Below are 20,540 nucleotides of genomic sequence, written 5' to 3'. Positions count from 1 at the left end.
AGCGGTGACGATTTGATCGTCGCCCCGCATACTGGCGCGCAGTTGGCTATGCTGCTGACAGCATGACGCTGTTCATTTGTGAGGGATGCTCAATGTTTTACGTGCAACGCGATGCGCAGGGCCAGTTGATTCGCGTGGAAGCTGCGGCGTACGCCGAGGCCACGGAAACGCTGCCCGCCGATAACCATGAAATTCAGGCGTGGTACGCCAACGAAGCCGTGGAAAACAGCCTCAAACAGCTCAAGCAGAGCGACTTTGAAATGATTCGGGTACTCGACGACCTGATTCAGGTGCTGACCCAGAAAGGCGTGATCCGCGTCACCGACCTGCCAGCGGCGGCCCAGGCCAAACTGATGGACCGTACCCAGGCACGTGAAGCGCTGGGCGGGTTGAGCCAGTTGATCGATGAGGATGAGGGCGGGTTGATCTGATCCTCCCAGGATCCAAAGCTTACCCTCACCCCAGCCCTCTCCCGGAGGGAGAGGGGGCCGATCGAGGTGTCTTGCGCTATCCATCGACCTGAGAGATCGAGTCGATTCTGGATTCAGTGGAGCTCTTGCACGTCGGCGTATCTCGTAAATATCCCACGGCCAGTCCCCTCTCCCTCTGGGAGAGGGTTAGGGTGAGGGCGCTTCTTGGCTCACCCCCAAGGCTTCGGCTCACCGAGCAACTGCCCCTGCACGCCATACAAGCCCATCTCGCGAATCACTGACAACTCCCCTTCAGTCTCGACCCGCTCGGCAATCAGCGGCAGGTCGATGCTGTGCGCTGCGCGCTGGATCGCTTCGATGAACAGGCGCTTGTCGCTCTCCTGATCGATCGCCCGAATGTAGCTGCCATCGATCTTCAAGTACGCCAGACCCAACCGCGCCAGGTTGCCGATCATGCTGAAGCGCCCGCCGAAGCGTTGCAGGCTCAGCGAGAAACCGAGCTCGCGCAGGCGTCGGGTCAACTGCTCCAGCACCGCCTGTTCAGGCAATTGCTCCTCGCCAATTTCCAGAGTCAGACGCGCGCCGAGATTGGAATGCGCGCGCAGAATCTCGAAGACCTTGTTCAGCGCCTGCGGGTCGGCCAGCGTCGCCGAGGACAGGTTCAGCGCCAGCGAATCCTCGTGCCCTTTCATCTGATCAAGCACGCGTTCGAGCATCAGCCGATCGAGTCGCGCGGTCCAGCCGAAGCGCTCCAGCCACGGCAGAAAGCGCCCGGCGGGAATGGTCTGGCCCTGCTCGTCGAGCAAGCGCGACAGGACCTTGTAATGCAGCACCAGTTGCGTGTCCTGCGCGGCGACCACCGGTTGGAAATACAACTCGAAACGCTGCTGACTCAAAGCCTGATCCAGCAGTCGATGCCAAGCGTGATGGTCGTCACCGACCTCCGCCACCAGACTCTGATCGATGCACGCCCAATTCTGCTCGCCCTGCCCTTCGGCCTGCGCGAGTGCCTGATCGCCCAGTGTCAGCACCGCTTGCGGGGAGTCGCCGTGAGCGAAGGGCGCCAGCCCGATCGAAGCCACCGCCGGCACATCGGTCGCGCCAGTGGCATGCAGGCTGCTCAGGGCATTGTCGAGATTCTGCGCCAACTGCAGCGCTTCCTCACGCACCAGCCCCGGCGCCAGCACGGCGAATTCACCGCCGCGAATACGCGTGACCAAGTCCTGGGTTTGTGGATATCTGGCGCACTCGCGGGTCAGTTGCTCACCGACAGCCTTGAGCAATTGGTCGGTACGCTGGCCGCCGAGACGCTGGTTGAGCCCGGCCAGATCCTTGACCCGCAACAGCAGCAAATAACCGGAACTGGCCTGCTCCGGGTTGCTCACACGGTTGTTCAGTTGCATTTCGAAATAGCGGCGGTTGGCCAGGCCGGTGAGGTTGTCCTGATAGGACTCGGTACGCAGTTTTTCACTGCGCTCGGCCTGCTCCTGAAACAGCGTCTTGAGCTTCTCGACCATCTGATTCATCGCCTGCACCACGCGACGCAATTCAGGCGTGCGCGGCAGATCCGGCAGGCTGAGAAACTCGCGGCGGGCAATCGCATGGGACTGCTGAACCATGTAATCGAGGGGCTTCAACTGCCGACGCAGCAACAGCGCGCCGAGCACCGCACTCAATGCACCGCAGATCAGCAACCAGCCAAGGCTGCCCAGTGCGCTCTGCCACAGCTTGGCCACGGCGAACATCGGATGGCTGACGACTTCGACCCGCGCCGCCTGCTCCCAGCCACGACTGACCAGTGCATCGCCACCAGCCGGTTCGAGGCCGATCAATTTGACGAACCAGTCCGGCACGTTGCTCACCGCCGGGGTACCGCTACGCTCGACAATGGTCTGGTCGGTCTTCACGTCGACCACGCGGATGCTCGCGTAATAACCGCTGTCGAAAATCGAACTGACCAACAGCTCGACCATCGCCGGGTCGTCGATATTCGGCGTCAGCGACAACGCCAGCGCCGTCGCCGCGTCCTGTGCGTGGGAGCGCAACTGGTTGACGTACTGGGTGCGCGAGCTCTCCAGGCTGACCATGAAGCTGCCGGTGAAGGCCACGACCAGGAACAGACAGATAGCGATCAACAGCTGTTTGAACAAAGACATCTGAGCGCGTGCTCCTAGTTAGTCGTCTCGACCGGGAAACCTTCGGCCTGCATTTTTTTCAGCACATCCTGCCAGCGTGACAGGCGTTTGGTGTCGCCGACCTTTTTATTGCCCTTGGCGCCTGGCAGATACAAACCTTCGGCATTGAAAGAGTAGACCGGCAGCAAATCGGTTCGCTGCGCCGCCGGCTGGATCGGATCGATCAGGCTGTCGAGCACCAGCGGCATGGCATCGGGGGTCGCATAGTACGTCAACACCATGTGCGCGCGGTTCTGGCGCAGCGCCTTGACGTAGGTGATGCGCAGCTTGTCACTGGAAACGCCGAGATGGCGCAGGCTGAAATACTTGGCGATGGCATAGTCTTCACAGTCGCCGGCGCCCTTCCACAGCGCTTCGATCGGGGTTTCCCAGTAATCCACTTCGCGCCACAGATCGATGTCTTCGACGTAACGCACCTGCTTGTTGAAGAACAGGTTCACCACTTTGAGCTTATCCATCTCACTGGCCTGCTTCTGCGTCGCCAGCAGATTCTGCCAGGCATCGATGCGCTGCTGCCCGGCGCCCAGTGGCCCATAAAGAGCAGTGGCCTTGCGGCTGATCGCGGAAAAATCCCAATCGGCGTGCAGACCGCCCAGCATGACGCCGGCCAGCAGCAATGCGCAGCCAAGCCAGCGCAAGGTCCGAGGGATCGCGAAACGTACCGCCACTGCAGGTTTCCAGAAGGACAGAAAGGAAGCGTTTGATGGTGAAGCTTAGCCCGGCAAAAAACAATGGCACCGTGAGATCATCGAAGACCCGCTAGACTTGAGATTGCCGCGCAACGTTTTACAAGGTTTGACAACCTGTAGAGCAATCACTAGTGTCATTTGGATCCAAATATTGCGACCTACAGGGTGTGTTGTCGTGACTCAGAAGCCCAAACCGCTGCACAGCATCAAAGTCGAAGGACCGATTCCTGCGCATCTGGCCCGGTCGGTGATTGAAGAGACCCTGCGCTCGGCCATTCTCGATGGCCGCCTGCCCTGTGGCACTGCGCTGCGCCAGCAGGATCTGGCCGATCTGTTCGGGGTCAGCCGCATGCCGGTGCGCGAAGCCTTGCGTCAGCTCGAAGCGCAAGAGCTGCTCAGCGTCACCACGCACAAAGGCGCCGTAGTCGCGCCACTGATCCAGGGCGATGCCGCTGAAACCTACGAGTTGCGCATTTTGCTCGAATCGGAGGCATTGCGGCAGTCCATTCCGCTGCTGACTGAGGCCGAGCATCAACTCGCCGCCGGCTACATCGAAGAACTGGAAGCGCAGCACGACTACAACGAGATCGGCCGCCTCAACCGTCTGTTCCACATGGCCCTGTACAGCAAGGCGCCCAATCAGCGACTGCTGCGTCTGGTGGAAGACGGTCTGAATGAAGAAGAACGTTTTCTGCGTTTCAATCTGGAAGCCATGGGCCTGGGCAAGCTGTCCCAGGATGACCATCGCGCCATGCTCCAGGCCGTGATCGAGCGGGACATCCCGCGCTCGCTCGAAATGCTGGAGCAGCACCTCAACCGTGGCGTCGAGGTCATCACCCGCTACCTCGCGACTCCCGCCGCACAGAAGCGCCACACCGCACGCTGATATCTCGTACGTCGAATAATCCCCTTACAAATCTTCGCGACCGCTCTGCTGCCGGGTCTGGCAGCGGATCGGCGTGCCCGCTGGCGACCGCCCCGACCCTGCCGACGCGTTTCCGCTGCCCGCCGATGACCAATCGGTAATAGCCCTGACGGCAATTTACCCGCACTCTTCCAGCGCCACCCCTACAGAACGGGGACGCGCCGCCCTGACGGCACAGTCCCCGCAACAGGAACCTACGGAAGGAGCCTTGTCACGGGAAACAGGAAGTCATGGCGCCGGTCCCGGCCAACTTTCGCCCCCTTTGAATTCATAAACTTCCCTTGTTTAAAAAGTTGCTTCGAGTGAGGCATTCACTCTTGTTATCGATTTTGGCCGTTATTAGCCGAAAGGAGTAACTACGCCCAAATAAAACTTGATCCGAAAGTTTTATCGGCAACTTTCATATTCAAAAAACAGCTCACTTAAATTAATTGAAAATAAACTTGTTAATTACGTTTGCCCTGTATTAGTTTTTCTCTCGCCAGGTTTGAACTTCGCCGTTCAGCGCGGCATACCTTACGCAGCAGATGCAGCAACCGTGGCGCCGCAACGGCGCCACAGCGTAATCAATATTTGCCCGATTAATTTGCTATCCAACTTGCTCGACCGCTTACAGCGACTGAAAAGAACCGTGCACTTCAATCAATGATAAAGGACATCATGATGCCCACTAAGCAGCAACTCGCCCTGAAGAAAGCCGAACTGAGTATTCACCCGATCTTTTCCGAGATTACTTCGTTATCGGTATTACGCCGTTTCATGGAAACCCATGTATTTGCCGTATGGGACTTCATGTCGCTGACCAAGCGCCTGCAACAGGAACTGACCTGCACGCGTTTGCCCTGGTTGCCGCCGCGCGATCCCCACGCCGCTCGGTTGATCAACGAGATCGTGCTGGGCGAGGAATCGGACGATCGCCTCGATGCCGGCCACTACAGCCACTTCGAGTTGTACCTGGATGCGATGCGCGAAATCGGCGCGAGCACCTCGGCGGTGGAGCGCTTCGTCGCGTTGCAGCGCGAAGGCGTGAGTTATGACGTCGCATTGCAAAGCGTCGATGTCGACCCGGCGGCCGCGCAGTTTGTCCGCGATACCTTGCGCATTGCTCTGGATGCGCCGGGACACAGCGTCGCTGCGGCGTTCCTGCACGGTCGCGAGAGCGTTATTCCGACGATGTTCCAGCGCATCCTCGATGATTGGGGCATCGGCATCGAACAGGCGCCGACCTTCCGCTACTACCTGCAACGGCATATCGAAGTCGATTCCGAAGATCACGGCCCCGCCGCCGAGCAGTTGCTGGAGCGTCTGGTGGACGGCGATCCGCAGCGCGCAGCCGAGGTTTACGCCAGCGCCATCGCTGCCGTGGAAAGCCGCATCGCCTTGTGGGACGGGCTGCGCTTGAGCATGGGCGCAAAAGTTGCCGAGGTGGCCCAATGAACGCTGCCGACTATCAATCCTTCGCCGAGGCCTGGGAAAGCCGCGCGACCATCCGCACCCGTCCACGGCGGTTGCTCGAAGACGATCAGCGCTTGATCTATCCACTCAGCCGCCAGCCGCTGGTGCTCAGCGAAACCTTCCTGCGTGAATGCCCGCAACAACGTGATTTCGCCCTAGTGCAGACGTTGTACAAATTCATCAATGACGTAGTGATTTTCGAGACCGAAATCGTCGACAAGACCGCCCGCAGCATTGCCAAGAATCGCTTCGCCGTGGCGTTCCCGTTCGCCTGTCGTTACGACGCGATGACCGTGGTGGTCGATGAGGATTACCACGCGCTGGTGGCCATGGATTTCATGCAGCAAACGGTGGCACTGACCGGTATCGAACCGATTCCGTTGCCCGACGAAATCGAATTGAGCCGGGCGATTCCCGCCGCTGTTGCGCTGGCGCCGCAACACCTGCGCAGCGCGGTGGAATTGATCTGCGTGGCGATCGCCGAAAACACCGTGACCGGTGATGTCGCCGCGTTCGCCCGCGACGATTCGGTCAAGCCATCAATCAAGGGCCTGATGGCCGACCACTTGCTCGACGAGGGTCGCCACTCGAGTTTCTGGGCGCGCATGGTGCGCATCTATTGGCACACCGCCAGCGACGCGGACCGCGAAACCATCGCGCAGATTCTGCCGGTGTTCATCGGCCATTACCTGACCAACGACATCCAGAAGTCCTTCGATTTGCGCCTGATCGATGCGCTGCCGGTCAGCGAAACCACGCGCCATTCACTGCGCGAAGAAATTGCCGGATTGGCCTTCCCGATCAATCGCCACCACCCGCTGGTGGGCAACATCGTCAGGTTTTTCCACAACAGCTCGCTGCTCGACACACCGTGCGTGCAGCACGCCCTGCGCGACTATCTGGTTTGAGGAGACCGACATGAAACGTCTCGACATTTTGCTCACCGGCGCCGGCCAGGCCATGACCGACCTGGCCCGGGAGCTCGAACAGCATGGCCATGCTGTGACCCGCAGCGGCGTGGCTCAAACGGCGGTGGATCTGATCATCGACGATGGCTTTATCGCTGCCGGCGACTTCTGCGCCATCCCGCATCTGCACCTGCGCCTGGGTGTCGCCGCGCAAGAGCATGGCGGCCTGCCGACCCTCGACTTGCTGTGCTTTCTCGGCTCGTCGCTGATCAGCCGTGTGCCGATTGGCGATGAGCCATCCGGCAACGGTCAGTCGCTACGCCAACGAGCGCTTGCCCATGTGGTCGACGAAGTGGCGTTGCTGGTCAGCCGCTTTTCCCGCGATGCCGATTATTTGAGGCATGCCCCGGCCCTCAAAGCGCCGGATTTCGAACGCCTGGAAGACCTGCTGTTCCTCGACAAACTGGCGTATGTCCACCGTCTCAACGACACGGCAAACCCGGCGCTGCTGGAGCAGGCGCAAATCCCGCTGATCGAGCGCCTGCAACAGAGCCTGATCGAGCATGCCGAACGACCGGCGCTGCATGTCGGCGGGAAGACCATCAGCTACGAGCAGCTTCACGCCCACAGCCGCGCGATTCAACAGCGCCTGCTGCCCTTGCTCGAGCAACATCCGCAGCCGTGGGTGGTCGCTGTCTGCCAAGGCAAAAGCCCGGCACTGTTCGCCTCGATTCTGGCGACTCTCGGCAGCGGCGCGGTGTACTTGCCGCTGGAGCCCAGCCATCCATTGCCGCGTCAGCAATACATCCTGGAAAACGCTGGTGCGGTGCTGTTGCTTCACGATGGACAGCAGGCGCTCAGCGAATCGATGGCGGGGCTGGATGTCAGTGGCATCGAAGCGCCGAACGCCGCTCTCGACCGGCCGCTGATGCAGCACCGCCCGGTGCTCGATGCGCCGTGCATGGCGCTCTACACCTCGGGTACCACCGGGCATCCGAAAGGCGTGCTGCTCAGCCAGGCCAATCTCGCCCACTTCACCGCGTGGTACGCCGACTACGTGCAGTTGCACGCCGAGAGTCGGGTGTTGCAGTTCTCATCGCTGAGCTTCGATTCGTCGCTGATCGACATCTTCCCCAGCCTGCTCGCAGGGGCGGAACTGGTCGTGCCCGACGACACCCAGCGCCGCGATCCATTGCAGCTGGTTGCGCTGATTCGCCGACGGCAACTGACCCACGCCTTCCTGCCGCCGGCATTGTTGAGCATCCTGCCACTGGAGCAACTGGAGGGCGTGCAGGTGATGACCGGCGGTGATGTCTGCGAGCCGTACGTCATCGAGCAACTGACCCGCCAAGGCACCCTGCACAACCTGTATGGCCCGACCGAAGCCACCGTGCTGATCACCGCGCGCCAGCTCAAACCCGGGGACGGCAACCGCACGCTGGGAGGGCCGATCGCCAACACTCGGGTGCTGATTCTCGACGACGATCTGCAACCGGTGCCCGATCAAACCGTCGGTGAGCTGTTCATCGTCGGCCCCGGTGTCTGCCTCGGTTACCTGAACAATCCGCAGCAGACCGCCGAGCGTTATCTGAGCCTGTCATTGCCCGGCGGCGAGACCCTGCGCGCCTACCGCAGCGGCGACATGGCCCAATGGGGCGAGCATGGTATCGAGCTGTGCGGGCGGCGCGACAATCAGGTGAAAATCCGTGGCTTCCGCGTCGAGCCGGAAGAGATCGAGCGCTGCCTGCGCGAGAGCCGCTTGTATCGGCAGATTGCCGTGGTCATCGACAGTCAGCGGCGCATTCTGGCGTTCCTCGCCCAGCCACAAACCGAGGCTGCCCGCGACGAATTGAAGGCTCACGCCCGGCAGTTTCTGCCGGACTACATGCAACCGGGAGCGTGGACCGAACTGGCGCAGATGCCGTTCGCCAGTAACGGCAAAGTCGATCGCAAGGCGCTGTTGGCATTGCCGGTGACGGTGCAGGACAGCGCTGCGAAATGCCTGCCGGCCAATGCTGACGAAGCGCTGCTTCTGGAGATCTGGGCCGAATTGCTGGAGCTGCCGACCAGCGACATTTCCACTGACGAAAGCTTCTTCAATCTCGGCGGTCATTCGATTCTGCTGTCGCGGATGTTGCTGCGCTTGCGTGAGGAATTCGGCCGAAGCATTTCAATCAATCGCTTCATCGAACAGCCGACGATCAGCAAACTGGCGACGCTGGTGCGCGGCAGCGCCGACAGCGCGGTACTCAGCGCCCAGGCCATGGCCGACGCCGAGCGCGAGCTTGATATCGAACCGTTGCCGATCAGCCGCATGGGCGATGTGCACAAGGTCATCGTCACCGGTGCCAACAGTTTTGTCGGCGTGCACATCGTCGAAGCGCTGCTCGGTTGGGGCGCCAGCGAGGTCGCCTGTCTGGTACGTGATAGCGCCGGGCAAACGGCGACGCAACGCTTCGCTCAGGCACTGCGCGAAAACCGTCTGGAGCACCTCGATCTCAGCCGTGTGCGGGTTTACGCAGCTGATATCAGTCGCCCGCAACTGGGCCTGGGCGATGAGGATTATCAGCGCCTGGACCGCGAGTTCGGTGCGCTGGTACACAACGCCGCCAACGTCAACCACGTACTCGATTACGAGTCCCTGGCGGCGGACAACGTCGAGCCGATCTTCGCCCTGCTGAAGCTGTGCGAGGGGCGCAGTAAGAAGGTCTTCAACTTCGTCTCGACCCTGTCGGCATCCAGCACCGTGGATGATGCCGGTCGGGTGCTGGAACTGCCCGCCGCCGCGACGCCGCCGATCTACATTCGCAACGGCTACAACCTGTCGAAGTGGGTCGGCGAACGCATCCTTGAGCGGGCGCGCGAGCGCGGTGTACGGGTCAATCTGTATCGCCCCGGCAACATCAGCTTCAACAGCCTGAGCGGCGTCTGCCAGCCGCACAAGAACCGCTTGATGCTGATGCTCAAAGGCTCGATCCAGCTCGGTCAGGTGCCGGCCTTTGCATTGAATTTCGACTTGATGCCGGTGGACTTTCTCGCCCGCTTCATCGCCTTCCATGCCAGCCGTTATTCAGCGCAACGCTCAGTGTTCAATCTGCACAATCCCGAGCCGCTGAGCTGGGATGCCTACGTCGCTTCGTTCCGCGAAACCGGCAGCGAGTTTGCGCTGGTCAGCGTCGCCGACTGGCAGCAGCAACTGAACCGGGTCGACGCCGACAACGCGCTGTTCGGCGTGCTCGGTTTCTACCTCAACGGCTTTGAAGAAGACATCGGTGACATCTCGCTGATCGGCCACGCCAACGCCGAGGCCGGCGTGCAGCAGATGGGCGCGCACTACCCGCAGAAATCCCCGGCGCTGCTGCGTCGCGGCTGCGACTACCTGAAAGAAATCAACTTCATCTGACTCATCCAAAAGGAGCAACACCATGAGCAATCTGCAACCCGACACACTGATCAAAAACCCGCAAGGCTGCCACGTTGTGTCGTCGGTGGAAGTGCCGGCGGACGCGGCACAAGTCTGGGCGGTCGTCGGTGATTTCGCTGGCTTCGAACGATTCATTCCGGCGCTGTCACACACCGAAATGACCGGCGAGGGCGTGTCTTCGCTGCGCAAGAAAATCTTCAAGGACGGCAACGTCGTGGTCGAACAACTCAACTCGCGCGATGAACAGGCACAGCGCATGACCTGGACGACGATTTACAACACCCTGGGGGTGGCGAATCTGTGGGCGGCAATGCAGGTGGAATCGCTGAGCGAAGGGAAGTCGCGAGCGACCTGGACGATCATTGCTGAACCAGCTTCCGGCGGAGAAGAGGCGTTGCCGGGATTCAGGGATTTCGTGCAGGGGTTTGCCGATGATGCGATGGGCAATGTCTTGAAGTTGTTTGTTTAAGGCATCGGTTTGGCGGTGATTGAACCGCCGCTTTCGCGAGCAGGCTCGCTCCCACATTTGGAATGCATTTTCCCTGTGGGAGCGAGCCTGCTCGCGAAGAACGATAACGCGGTCTGCGATCTGTGAATCAGATCTTGAAGCTGTCGACCAACTGCTTCAACCGGTTCGCCTGCTGCGACAACGCATCACAATCCTTCAACGTTTCGTTGAGGTTGGCCACGCTCTGCTGGTTCAACAGGTTTATCTGGTTGACGTCGACGTTGAGAGTTTCCACCACCGCAGTCTGCTCTTCAGTCGCAGCTGCCACCGACTGGTTCATACCGTCGATTTCGCCGATACGCTGGGTCACGCTGACCAGACGCAGACCGGCCTGATTCGCCACTTCCACGCTCTGCTCGCTTGACGCCTGGCTGGCGTTCATGGTGCTGACCGCCTCACGCGAGCCGACCTGCAGCGAGGTAATCATCTTGTGGATCTCTTCCGCCGATTCCTGGGTGCGATGCGCAAGGTTGCGCACCTCATCGGCAACCACGGCAAAACCGCGCCCGGCTTCACCGGCACGCGCGGCTTCGATGGCGGCATTGAGCGCCAGCAGGTTGGTCTGCTGCGAGATGCCTTTGATCACATCGAGAATGTGGCCAATGTTGTCGGTGCTGGCGTTCAGGGTTTCGATCTGTGTGCACGACAGGCTGATTTTCTGCGACAGCTCGGTCATCGCCTGAATGGTTTGCTCGACCACCTGACGACCGTCGTCAGCTTGCTCGCTGGCGCCACTGGCGTGCTGCGAAGCATCCGCCGCGTTGCGCGCGATCTCCTGAGTAGCGGCGCCCAGCTGATTGATCGCCGCCGCCACGCTGTTGGTGCGCGCACTTTGCTCGTCGGAACCGACGATCGAAGCGTTGGACGACGCCATCACCCGTTGCGACAAGTCGTGAACGTGACGAGTCGCCGACGACACTTCGGAAATCGAAGCGTGAATGCGCTCGACGAACTGGTTGAACGCGCTGCCCAGTTCACCGAACTCGTCTTTGCTCTCGACCACCAGACGCCGGGTCAGATCGCCCTCGCCCTGGGCAATGTCTTTCATCGCGCGGCCCATGGTGGTCAGCGGACGCATCAACACATTGATCAACAGGCTCAGCAGCAAAGCAATCGCCGCGACCGCGACAAACATGGCGATCAACGCCGAAGTGCGGAATTGGCTGAGTGCGGCGTAGGCCTTGTCGCGATCGATCGACAGACCGATGTACCACTGCGCATTCGGCAGATCGCTGACCGGGGTGAACGAGAGAATGCGTTCCTGGCCGTTGAGCACGACGTTCTGGTTGCCCTTCTCGATGCGCACACTGGTGTTCGGGTAGATGTCCTTGAGGTTTTTCATCACTTGGTCTTTGTCCGGGCTGACGATCACCTGACCGTCAGCACTGACCAGAAACGCATGGCCGAGGCCACCGAAGTCCACCGAGTTGATGATCTTGACCAGGGTTTCCAGGCTCAGGTCACCACCGACCACACCGAGCAATTCACCGTCCTTTTTCACCGGCATGGCGATGGTCACCACCAGGCCACCGACGGCCGCCATGTACGGCGGGGTCAGCATGGTTTTGTCGGCGGCCACGGCCTGCTTGTACCAAGGCCGCTGACGCGGATCGTAACCGTCCGGCATCTTCGCATCAGGGCGCTGGGTGAAGACACCGTTGGCCTGGCCGACGTAAGTGAACTGGAAGTTCGACGTGAAGGCCGGCTGATCGACAAGACCCGGCAAGTCGGCATTCCTGCCTTGATGGGCAACGTTCTGCGCGAGGTTTTCCAGCACCAGAATCCGTCCGCTCATCCAGTTCTGCACGCTGCTGGCGGTGAGGTCACCGGCCTGCTGCACGGAAGACTGCAGGTTCTGGCGAATGGTGTTTCGCTGCAAGTAATCGTTGTAGAGCGTGAACAGCGCGAACGCCAGGACGACGACGCCCGAAGCGGCCAGGAGGATTTTATGGCTGAACTTGAGATTCATTTCATGGGACTTCTTATGCCAAAAGTGGGGATGCGTTCCGGTTGCAACATTCCATGTACAGCGCAGGCAGCGTTCTTCTGGCCGCTCTACTTTGGTGCACGCATTTCTCACCAGTCTGTCGGCCAACGGCGGAGAAATCTTAGGGCCGCGTGAGAAATGGACGGTTTTAGGACAGGATTCCCGCCGAACGGCGTGCCAGAGCGGCTGCGAGGGAATTTTTCACAACCGCCATAGGGACGACGGTTGCAAAATCTGTAACCCTTGATGACAATGCGACTAATTATCATTTGTGACGTTCGGGCTGGCGTGTCATGTCTTCACCTGAGTTGGTCGTACAGGCGCTTTACGGTAGTCATCACGGCTGGCTCAATGCCTGGTTGCGCGCGCGGCTGGGCAACGCAGCGGATGCGGCGGATCTGGCTCAGGACACTTTCCTGCGCCTGCTGCAACGTACTGAACGCCTCGAACTCAAAGCGCCTCGCGCTTTCCTGCGGACCATCGCGCGCGGCCTGGTGATCGATCATTGGCGTCGCGAGGAAATCGAGCGGGCCTATCTGGAAACCATTGCTCATTTGCCTGAAGGCGAAGTACCTGACGCCGAATCGCGCGCGTTGGTGCTGGAACTGCTGGAAAGCATTGCGCGCATGCTTGAGGGTTTGAAGCCGAAAGTGCGTCAGGCGTTTCTCCTGGCGCAGTGCGAGGGTTTGACTCACAAACAGATCGCCGAGCAGTTGGGCGTGTCGGTACGTTCAGTGGAACGATACGTCGCCGATGCGCTGTATCACTGCTATGTGTTGCGATATGAAAGCTGATGCCTGTGGATAATCTCTCACTCGGTCGCCGCGTCGAACCGCGTCACCACGTGGTCAAGCAAGCGATTCACTGGCTGCTGCGGCTGCGCAATAACCACGGCAATTCGCGTCTGACTCGCCAATGCGAGCAGTGGCGCGCCGAGCATCACGAACATGAAATCGCCTGGCAGCGGGTGCAGTCGCTGCAAGCCGAATTGAGTTCCAGTCTGCGCGCCGTGCCGGGCGCGCAGGTCGCTTTCAATACCTTGGAAAACAGTGCGCAGGGATTGGGCCGACGCCAGGCTTTGAAGTTGTTGTCGGGCGCGCTGTTGATGGGCTCCGCCGCATGGCTGGCCAAGGACAGCGCCGCCTGGCAGCAATGGCGCGCCGACTACGCGACGGCGACCGGCGAACGGCGCGGTTTCCAGTTACCCGACGGCACGCGGATCGAACTCAACACCGCCAGCGCCGTGGACCTGGATTACACCGCGCAGCAGCGCCTGATCAAACTGACCCGTGGCGAGATCATCGTTACCTGCGGCGGCTCTGACGAAGGCGCGGCATCCGATCGACCGCTGCGCGTAGAGAACCGCCACGGCAGTTATGCGCCGGTCGATGGGCGTTTCATTTTGCGGCAGGACGATCAGTGCACGCGGCTCAGCGTTACCCGCGGCCGAGTGTTGGTTCGCGCTGGCGGTCATTCCCTCGAAGCGCTCGCCGGGCAAAGTTTTCTGGTCAACCAAAGCGGTTTGCGCGCAGCGCCTACGCCGGATATGGATGCGGGCGCCTGGCTCGACGGTTTGATCGTCACGCGCAATATGCGCCTGGGTGATTTTCTTGCTGAAGTCGCCCGTTATCGCCCGGGGTTTCTGAGTTGCGCGGCGGATATCGCAGACTTGCGCCTCTCTGGGGTGTTCCGTCTGGAGGACACCGACAGGCTGCTGGCGGTCCTGCCGCAGACGCTGCCGGTGCAATTGCGTTATCGCACCCGTTGGTGGGTGACTCTGGAGCGTGCGGTCTGAACATTTTTTGGCGGGTTTTCGCAGGCAGTCCGGCTTAGTCAGTAAGCACTTCAACTCAGCCCCCGCGACTGCCTACGGAAATCCACAATGACTGTCCGCGCCACTTGTAAGAACCCTCTGAATTTCACTGCAGAATCGACACTGCTGCGCCATGCGGTTCGGGCCGCACTGCTGACCACCGCGCTGGGCGTCAGCGTGTTACCGAGCCTGAGTCTGGCCGCCAACACCGGCACCGAGATCAGCCACCGCTACAACATTGCTGCCGGGCCATTGGGCGAGGCGTTGAATCAGTTTGCCCGGCAGGCCGGTATCACCCTGGCGATGACACCGCAACAGACTCAAGGTCAGCAATCACCCGGCGTGCAGGGTGAATATTCGACCGACCAGGCCTTGAGCCATTTGCTCGGCAGCTCAGGGTTGGAAGCCGTCAGCCAGGACGGCAGCAGCTACATTCTGCGCCCACTCGCTGAAAGCGAAGCTCTGGCCTTGCCGACCACTGATATCAAAGGTTTTGCCCTCGGCAACGCGCTGGGCAGCATGGCCGGCTACAACGCCACGCACAGCCAGATCGCCACCAAGACCAGTACCGCATTGCTGGAAACCTCGCAAAGCGTATCGGTGGTCACGCGCGAGCAAATGGATGACCAAGGCTCGCAGACCGTCTCGCAAGCGATGCGCTACGCCCCGGGCGTGCTGACCAACCCGTATGGCGCTACGCACCGTTACGACTACGTGGCGATGCGCGGTTTCAACGACGGCTCGGTGGACAACATCTACCTCGACGGCCTCAAGTCGATGGGCGACAGCGGCACCTACAGCACCATGCAGGTCGATCCGTATTTCCTTGAGCGTGTGGACATTCTCAAAGGCCCGTCGTCCGTGCTGTACGGCCGCAGTTCGCCCGGAGGCCTGGTCGCATTGACCAGCAAAAAGCCGTTGTATGAGGCCTACCATCAGGTGCAAGCCACGGTGGGGACGCAAGGCCAGCGTGGGGTTGGTTTTGACTTCAGCGGTCCGGTCGATGACGACAAGCGCATTGCCTATCGTCTGACCGGACTAAGCGATCAGTCCGACACGCAATTCGACCATAACAAGGAAAAACGCTTCGCCCTTGCGCCGACGTTGAGCATCGATTTCAGCGAAGACACCTCGCTGACTCTGCAAGCCTATCTGCAGCACGATCCGGACGGCGGCTATCACGGCGGCGTTCCGGCGGACGGCACAATCCATCAGCACAATGGCGAGCGCATCTCACCGCGCTTCTTCGAGGGCGAGCCGGGGATCGATGGCTACTCCCGTGACCAGCAGTCGTTTGGCTATCAGTTCGAACATCGCTTCAACGATGTCTTCACGGCGCGGCAGAATTTCCGTTATCTCGATTCCAAAGTGAACATGGATCAGGTCTACGCCTATGGCTGGACCACTCCGACCAGCAATGAACTGAACCGTTATTACACCGGCGGTGATGAGCGCCTGCATGCGTTTATCGTCGACAACATGCTGCAGGCCGAATTCTTCACCGGCGCGACCAAGCACACAGTCCTGATGGGCGCGGATTATCAACGGCGCAAAACCGTGGTCGACTGGACCAGTGGTGGGCTGGCGCCGATCAATGCGTTCAATCCGGTATACGGCAACTCGGCGATCGAAATGTACGGCGACACCAGCTATCTGCGTCGCCTCGAACAGACCGGTGTGTACCTGCAAGACCTGATCGAGATGGACAAGTGGCGCTTCTCGCTGGGCCTGCGTCAGGACTGGGTCGAGACATCCGATGAAAACCGCATCGCCGAAGCGGGGCGTCCGGTTGGTACAGAAATCAATGATCGGCGCACGAAACTCACTGGCCGCGCCGGCGCGTTATACCTGTTCGATAACGGTCTGGCGCCATACATCAGCTACTCCGAGTCGTTTAACCCGAACTCCTATGCCGACAGCGCCGGTAATCCACTCGCCCCTACCGATGGCACACAGTGGGAAGTCGGTTTGAAGTATCAGCCGCCGGGCACCGATAACCTGTTCACCGCCTCGCTGTTCCGCATCGACCAGGAAAACCTCGCGACCAAACTGCCGCAGGAAAACTTCTATCGCGCAGTCGGCGCTGTGCGCTCGCAAGGTCTGGAGGTGGAGGCGCACATGCAACTGACCGACAACTTCAAAGTACTCGGCAGTTACACCTTCACTGATATCGAATATTCAAAATCGATGATCAGCACTTTGAGTACGCCGAGCGATGTAATCGAAAACAAGGGCAACTCGCCGACTCAAGCGCCGCGCCACATGGCCTCGCTATGGGCTGACTACAAATTCGACAGCGCCGCACTTGATGGTCTTCGCCTGGGTGGCGGCGTGCGATATGTCGGCTACAGCTGGGCCGATGCGGAAAACACGATGAGGGTGCCGTCTTACACGTTGTTCGACGCCTCGATTGGTTATGACCTGGGCAAGATTGGTTTGAAGGGTGTTGATGTACGGCTCAACGCGAACAACCTGACCAATGAATCCTATGTCGCGTCCTGCGCCAGTCTGAACTTCTGCTACATGGGCGAAGAACGCAACGTAGCGGCGACCGTCAGCTATCAGTTCTAAAGCCGTGTCCTGTGCATAAAAAGCCAGCCCCTGATATCAGGGGCTGGCTTTGTCGTTTCTTCGGGGGTGTTCTGTATGCGTGCGTTTCTGGTTTTATTGCATCGATATATCGGCCTGGCCATTGCGGTGTTTCTATTGCTGGCGGGCCTTACAGGCAGTGTGCTGGCGTACAATCATGAACTGGATGAATGGCTGAATCCGCAATTCTATAAAGCGACGTCAGTGGGTGAGCGCCTGCCGCCCGGCGCGTTGGTAGAGGCGGTGCAAACTGCACATCCGAAACTGCAAGTCTGGTACATGGAGTATCCGCAGGAGGCGGGGCATACGGCGCTGCTGGCGGCCGTTCCGCGTAAAGATCCGGCGACGGGCCAGCCGTTCGATGAGCGCAATCAGGTGTTCTATCTGGACCCGATCAGCGCGGAGCAAAAAGGCGCGCGCTACTGGGGTGAATGCTGTTTTCAACGAGAGAACTTCATCCCGTTCATTCTGGAGTTTCATTACAACCTGACATTGCCCGGTAACTGGGGATTGCTGTTGATGGGTGGGGTGGCGATCGCGTGGGTGATCGACTGCTTTGTCGCATTGTTCCTGACCTTGCCGCGGGGCAAGCCCTTCTGGAAGAAGTGGGCGACTGCTTGGAAGGTCAAAGGCGGGCATGCCTACCGCTTGAACTTCGACCTGCATCGCGCCGGAGGATTGTGGTTGTGGCTACTGCTGTTACCGATCGCCGTCAGCAGCGTAGCAATGAACTTGCCGAGCCAAGTGTTCAAGCCTGCGGTTTCTTTGTTTTCGCCCATCGAGCCGAGCGTTTATGAAGCCAGAGGACGAATGCCCGCCAATCAACTGGGGACGACACAGTTGAGCTATCAACAGGCGTACGAAAGGGCATTGCAGGAAGGGGAACGATTAGGACTGACGGCCGCGATCGGCGAGTTGTATTACAGCTTTGAGTACAACTTCTACGGCGCAGGATTTGGACAGCACGATACGGACGCTCACGGTAAATCCTGGTTGTTCTTTCACGGTACCGATGGCCGATTATTGGGACAGGAGGTCGCGGGACAGGGCACGCTTGGAGAGCAGTTCTATCGACTCCAGTTGCCCATACATGGGGGACGGATCATCGGGGTGACAGGGCAGGTAATGATCGCGGTACTGGGTGTGTTGATTGCGGGGTTGTCAGGGACGGGCGTTTATATCTGGTGGCGCAAGTGGCGGGCAAGACGCAGCAGCAAGACTCGCAGAACGGCATGATCTTTCGTACACGCTTAAATGACAAAACCCCTGTCTGCGTTAGCAGACAGGGGTTTCGGAATTCAATCTTGACGATGACCTACTCTCACATGGGGAAACCCCACACTACCATCGGCGATACATCGTTTCACTGCTGAGTTCGGGATGGGATCAGGTGGTTCCAATGTTCTATGGTCGTCAAGAAATTCTTTATCTGGCCCGTCAACACGGTAACAAACCAGCAAAAACAGGAACTTCTACTAAAACAAAACCCCAACTGCTTTCGCAATTGGGGTTTCGGAATTTAATCTTGACGATGACCTACTCTCACATGGGGAAACCCCACACTACCATCGGCGATGCATCGTTTCACTGCTGAGTTCGGGATGGGATCAGGTGGTTCCAACGCTCTATGGTCGTCAAGAAATTCGGGTACTGACTCGGGACCAGATGGCCTCGCTTCAGCAAATTGGGTATGTGACAGCTAGGTGTTTGTGAACTTCGAACTTTCGGTTCGTTTCGTCTTCACACACCGCAATCTGGTGCCTTTTCAGGTCAGCAAATTGCTTGGGTGTTATATGGTCAAGCCTCACGGGCAATTAGTATTGGTTAGCTCAACGCCTCACAGCGCTTACACACCCAACCTATCAACGTCGTAGTCTTCGACGGCCCTTCAGGGAACTCAAGGTTCCAGTGAGATCTCATCTTGAGGCAAGTTTCCCGCTTAGATGCTTTCAGCGGTTATCTTTCCCGAACATAGCTACCCGGCAATGCCACTGGCGTGACAACCGGAACACCAGAGGTTCGTCCACTCCGGTCCTCTCGTACTAGGAGCAGCCCCTCTCAAATCTCAAACGTCCACGGCAGATAGGGACCGAACTGTCTCACGACGTTCTAAACCCAGCTCGCGTACCACTTTAAATGGCGAACAGCCATACCCTTGGGACCGGCTTCAGCCCCAGGATGTGATGAGCCGACATCGAGGTGCCAAACACCGCCGTCGATATGAACTCTTGGGCGGTATCAGCCTGTTATCCCCGGAGTACCTTTTATCCGTTGAGCGATGGCCCTTCCATACAGAACCACCGGATCACTAAGACCTACTTTCGTACCTGCTCGACGTGTCTGTCTCGCAGTCAAGCGCGCTTTTGCCTTTATACTCTACGACCGATTTCCGACCGGTCTGAGCGCACCTTCGTACTCCTCCGTTACTCTTTAGGAGGAGACCGCCCCAGTCAAACTACCCACCATACACTGTCCTCGATCCGGATAACGGACCTGAGTTAGAACCTCAAAGTTGCCAGGGTGGTATTTCAAGGATGGCTCCACGCGAACTGGCGTCCACGCTTCAAAGCCTCCCACCTATCCTACACAAGCAAATTCAAAGTCCAGTGCAAAGCTATAGTAAAGGTTCACGGGGTCTTTCCGTCTAGCCGCGGATACACTGCATCTTCACAGCGATTTCAATTTCACTGAGTCTCGGGTGGAGACAGCGCCGCCATCGTTACGCCATTCGTGCAGGTCGGAACTTACCCGACAAGGAATTTCGCTACCTTAGGACCGTTATAGTTACGGCCGCCGTTTACCGGGGCTTCGATCAAGAGCTTCGCGTTAGCTAACCCCATCAATTAACCTTCCGGCACCGGGCAGGCGTCACACCCTATACGTCCACTTTCGTGTTTGCAGAGTGCTGTGTTTTTAATAAACAGTCGCAGCGGCCTGGTATCTTCGACCGGCATGAGCTTACGGAGCAAGTCCTTCACCCTCACCGGCGCACCTTCTCCCGAAGTTACGGTGCCATTTTGCCTAGTTCCTTCACCCGAGTTCTCTCAAGCGCCTTGGTATTCTCTACCCAACCACCTGTGTCGGTTTGGGGTACGGTTCCTGGTTACCTGAAGCTTAGAAGCTTTTCTTGGAAGCATGGCATCAACCACTTCGTGTTCTAAAAGAACACTCGTCATCAGCTCTCGGCCTTAAGATCCCGGATTTACCTAAGATCTCAGCCTACCACCTTAAACTTGGACAACCAACGCCAAGCTGGCCTAGCCTTCTCCGTCCCTCCATCGCAATAACCAGAAGTACAGGAATATTAACCTGTTTTCCATCGACTACGCTTTTCAGCCTCGCCTTAGGGACCGACTAACCCTGCGTCGATTAACGTTGCGCAGGAAACCTTGGTCTTTCGGCGTGGGTGTTTTTCACACCCATTGTCGTTACTCATGTCAGCATTCGCACTTCTGATACCTCCAGCAAGCTTCTCAACTCACCTTCACAGGCTTACAGAACGCTCCTCTACCGCATCATCCGAAGATGATACCCGTAGCTTCGGTGTATGGTTTGAGCCCCGTTACATCTTCCGCGCAGGCCGACTCGACTAGTGAGCTATTACGCTTTCTTTAAA

The 20,540-nt window shown here is 59.0% G+C and carries 13 protein-coding genes, 3 rRNA genes and 1 pseudogene (1 of these 17 running past the window's edge); 10 read left to right on the top strand and 7 right to left on the bottom strand.

Translation table 11 applies throughout. The features are described from left to right. Positions 1-92 precede the first annotated feature (92 nt). Positions 93-431 carry a hypothetical protein gene (locus AB4N85_RS22505; protein ID WP_016772279.1) on the top strand — a complete coding sequence of 113 codons (339 nt, stop codon included), beginning with the start codon at positions 93-95 and terminating at the stop codon, positions 429-431. 209 nt (positions 432-640) lie between these two features. On the opposite strand, the gene lapD is transcribed toward AB4N85_RS22505, so the two are convergent. Continuing rightward, positions 641-2,587 carry a cyclic di-GMP receptor LapD gene (gene lapD, locus AB4N85_RS22500; RefSeq protein ID WP_460065916.1) on the bottom strand — a complete coding sequence of 649 codons (1,947 nt, stop codon included), beginning with the start codon at positions 2,585-2,587 and terminating at the stop codon, positions 641-643. Between the two features lie 14 nt (positions 2,588-2,601). Further along, positions 2,602-3,294 carry a cysteine protease LapG gene (lapG, locus tag AB4N85_RS22495; protein WP_056786901.1) on the bottom strand — a complete coding sequence of 231 codons (693 nt, stop codon included), beginning with the start codon at positions 3,292-3,294 and terminating at the stop codon, positions 2,602-2,604. A gap of 196 nt (positions 3,295-3,490) precedes the next feature. Here lapG and AB4N85_RS22490 point away from each other — a divergent pair, with 196 nt between their 5' ends. The 5 genes from AB4N85_RS22490 to AB4N85_RS22470 all read left to right on the top strand — a co-directional run bounded on the left by AB4N85_RS22490 (position 3,491) and on the right by AB4N85_RS22470 (position 10,496). Beyond that, positions 3,491-4,201 (top strand): GntR family transcriptional regulator, encoded by a 711-nt coding sequence (locus AB4N85_RS22490; RefSeq protein WP_056786898.1) that lies wholly within the window; start codon positions 3,491-3,493, stop codon positions 4,199-4,201. Positions 4,202-4,900: 699 nt separating this feature from the next. After that, the gene (locus AB4N85_RS22485; protein ID WP_252868570.1) at positions 4,901-5,677 is read left to right on the top strand and encodes a DUF3050 domain-containing protein; all 777 of its coding nucleotides are present in this window, start codon (positions 4,901-4,903) and stop codon (positions 5,675-5,677) included. Then, on the top strand, positions 5,674-6,603 hold the full coding sequence (locus tag AB4N85_RS22480) for a diiron oxygenase (protein ID WP_252868569.1): 930 nt from the start codon (positions 5,674-5,676) through the stop codon (positions 6,601-6,603). Before AB4N85_RS22485 ends, AB4N85_RS22480 begins: the two co-directional genes overlap by 4 nt. 10 nt (positions 6,604-6,613) lie before the next feature. Continuing rightward, complete coding sequence (locus AB4N85_RS22475; protein ID WP_460065909.1) at positions 6,614-10,006, top strand: non-ribosomal peptide synthetase; 3,393 nt, start codon at positions 6,614-6,616, stop codon at positions 10,004-10,006. A 22-nt stretch (positions 10,007-10,028) separates the two neighbouring features. Beyond that, on the top strand, positions 10,029-10,496 hold the full coding sequence (locus AB4N85_RS22470) for an SRPBCC family protein (protein ID WP_353188769.1): 468 nt from the start codon (positions 10,029-10,031) through the stop codon (positions 10,494-10,496). A 127-nt stretch (positions 10,497-10,623) separates the two neighbouring features. Here the strand turns inward: AB4N85_RS22470 and AB4N85_RS22465 are convergent, their stop codons facing one another. Both AB4N85_RS22465 and AB4N85_RS22460 read right to left on the bottom strand, forming a co-directional pair. Further along, positions 10,624-11,409, bottom strand: a complete 786-nt coding sequence (locus AB4N85_RS22465; RefSeq protein ID WP_370593577.1) for a methyl-accepting chemotaxis protein — start codon at positions 11,407-11,409, stop codon at positions 10,624-10,626. Between the two features lie 69 nt (positions 11,410-11,478). Continuing rightward, positions 11,479-12,504: pseudogene (locus tag AB4N85_RS22460) on the bottom strand (HAMP domain-containing protein); the annotation flags it as partial. A gap of 311 nt (positions 12,505-12,815) precedes the next feature. Here AB4N85_RS22460 and AB4N85_RS22455 point away from each other — a divergent pair. From AB4N85_RS22455 to AB4N85_RS22440, 4 genes are all read left to right on the top strand, one after another. Next, a complete protein-coding gene (locus tag AB4N85_RS22455; protein WP_041479723.1) occupies positions 12,816-13,316 on the top strand; it encodes a sigma-70 family RNA polymerase sigma factor in 501 nt (166 codons plus the stop codon). After that, on the top strand, positions 13,316-14,317 hold the full coding sequence (locus tag AB4N85_RS22450) for a FecR domain-containing protein (RefSeq protein ID WP_460065906.1): 1,002 nt from the start codon (positions 13,316-13,318) through the stop codon (positions 14,315-14,317). Before AB4N85_RS22455 ends, AB4N85_RS22450 begins: the two co-directional genes overlap by 1 nt. Before the next feature lie 87 nt (positions 14,318-14,404). Beyond that, positions 14,405-16,906, top strand: a complete 2,502-nt coding sequence (locus AB4N85_RS22445; protein ID WP_460065904.1) for a TonB-dependent siderophore receptor — start codon at positions 14,405-14,407, stop codon at positions 16,904-16,906. Positions 16,907-16,981: 75 nt separating this feature from the next. Beyond that, positions 16,982-18,160, top strand: coding sequence for a PepSY-associated TM helix domain-containing protein (locus AB4N85_RS22440; protein WP_252868564.1), 1,179 nt, complete (start codon positions 16,982-16,984; stop codon positions 18,158-18,160). A 66-nt stretch (positions 18,161-18,226) separates the two neighbouring features. Here the strand turns inward: AB4N85_RS22440 and rrf (AB4N85_RS22435) are convergent. The 3 genes from rrf (AB4N85_RS22435) to AB4N85_RS22425 all read right to left on the bottom strand — a co-directional run. After that, a 5S ribosomal RNA gene (gene rrf / locus AB4N85_RS22435) occupies positions 18,227-18,342 on the bottom strand. A 105-nt stretch (positions 18,343-18,447) separates the two neighbouring features. Then, a 5S ribosomal RNA gene (gene rrf / locus AB4N85_RS22430) occupies positions 18,448-18,563 on the bottom strand. A 154-nt stretch (positions 18,564-18,717) separates the two neighbouring features. Beyond that, positions 18,718-20,540, bottom strand: a 23S ribosomal RNA gene (locus AB4N85_RS22425); it runs 1,071 nt beyond the window's last position.

It is taken from the genome of Pseudomonas sp. H1_G08 (genome assembly GCF_054681355.1).
Note: the sequence above shows the minus strand (reverse complement) of the source record. Positions and strands in the feature narration are given on the sequence as shown.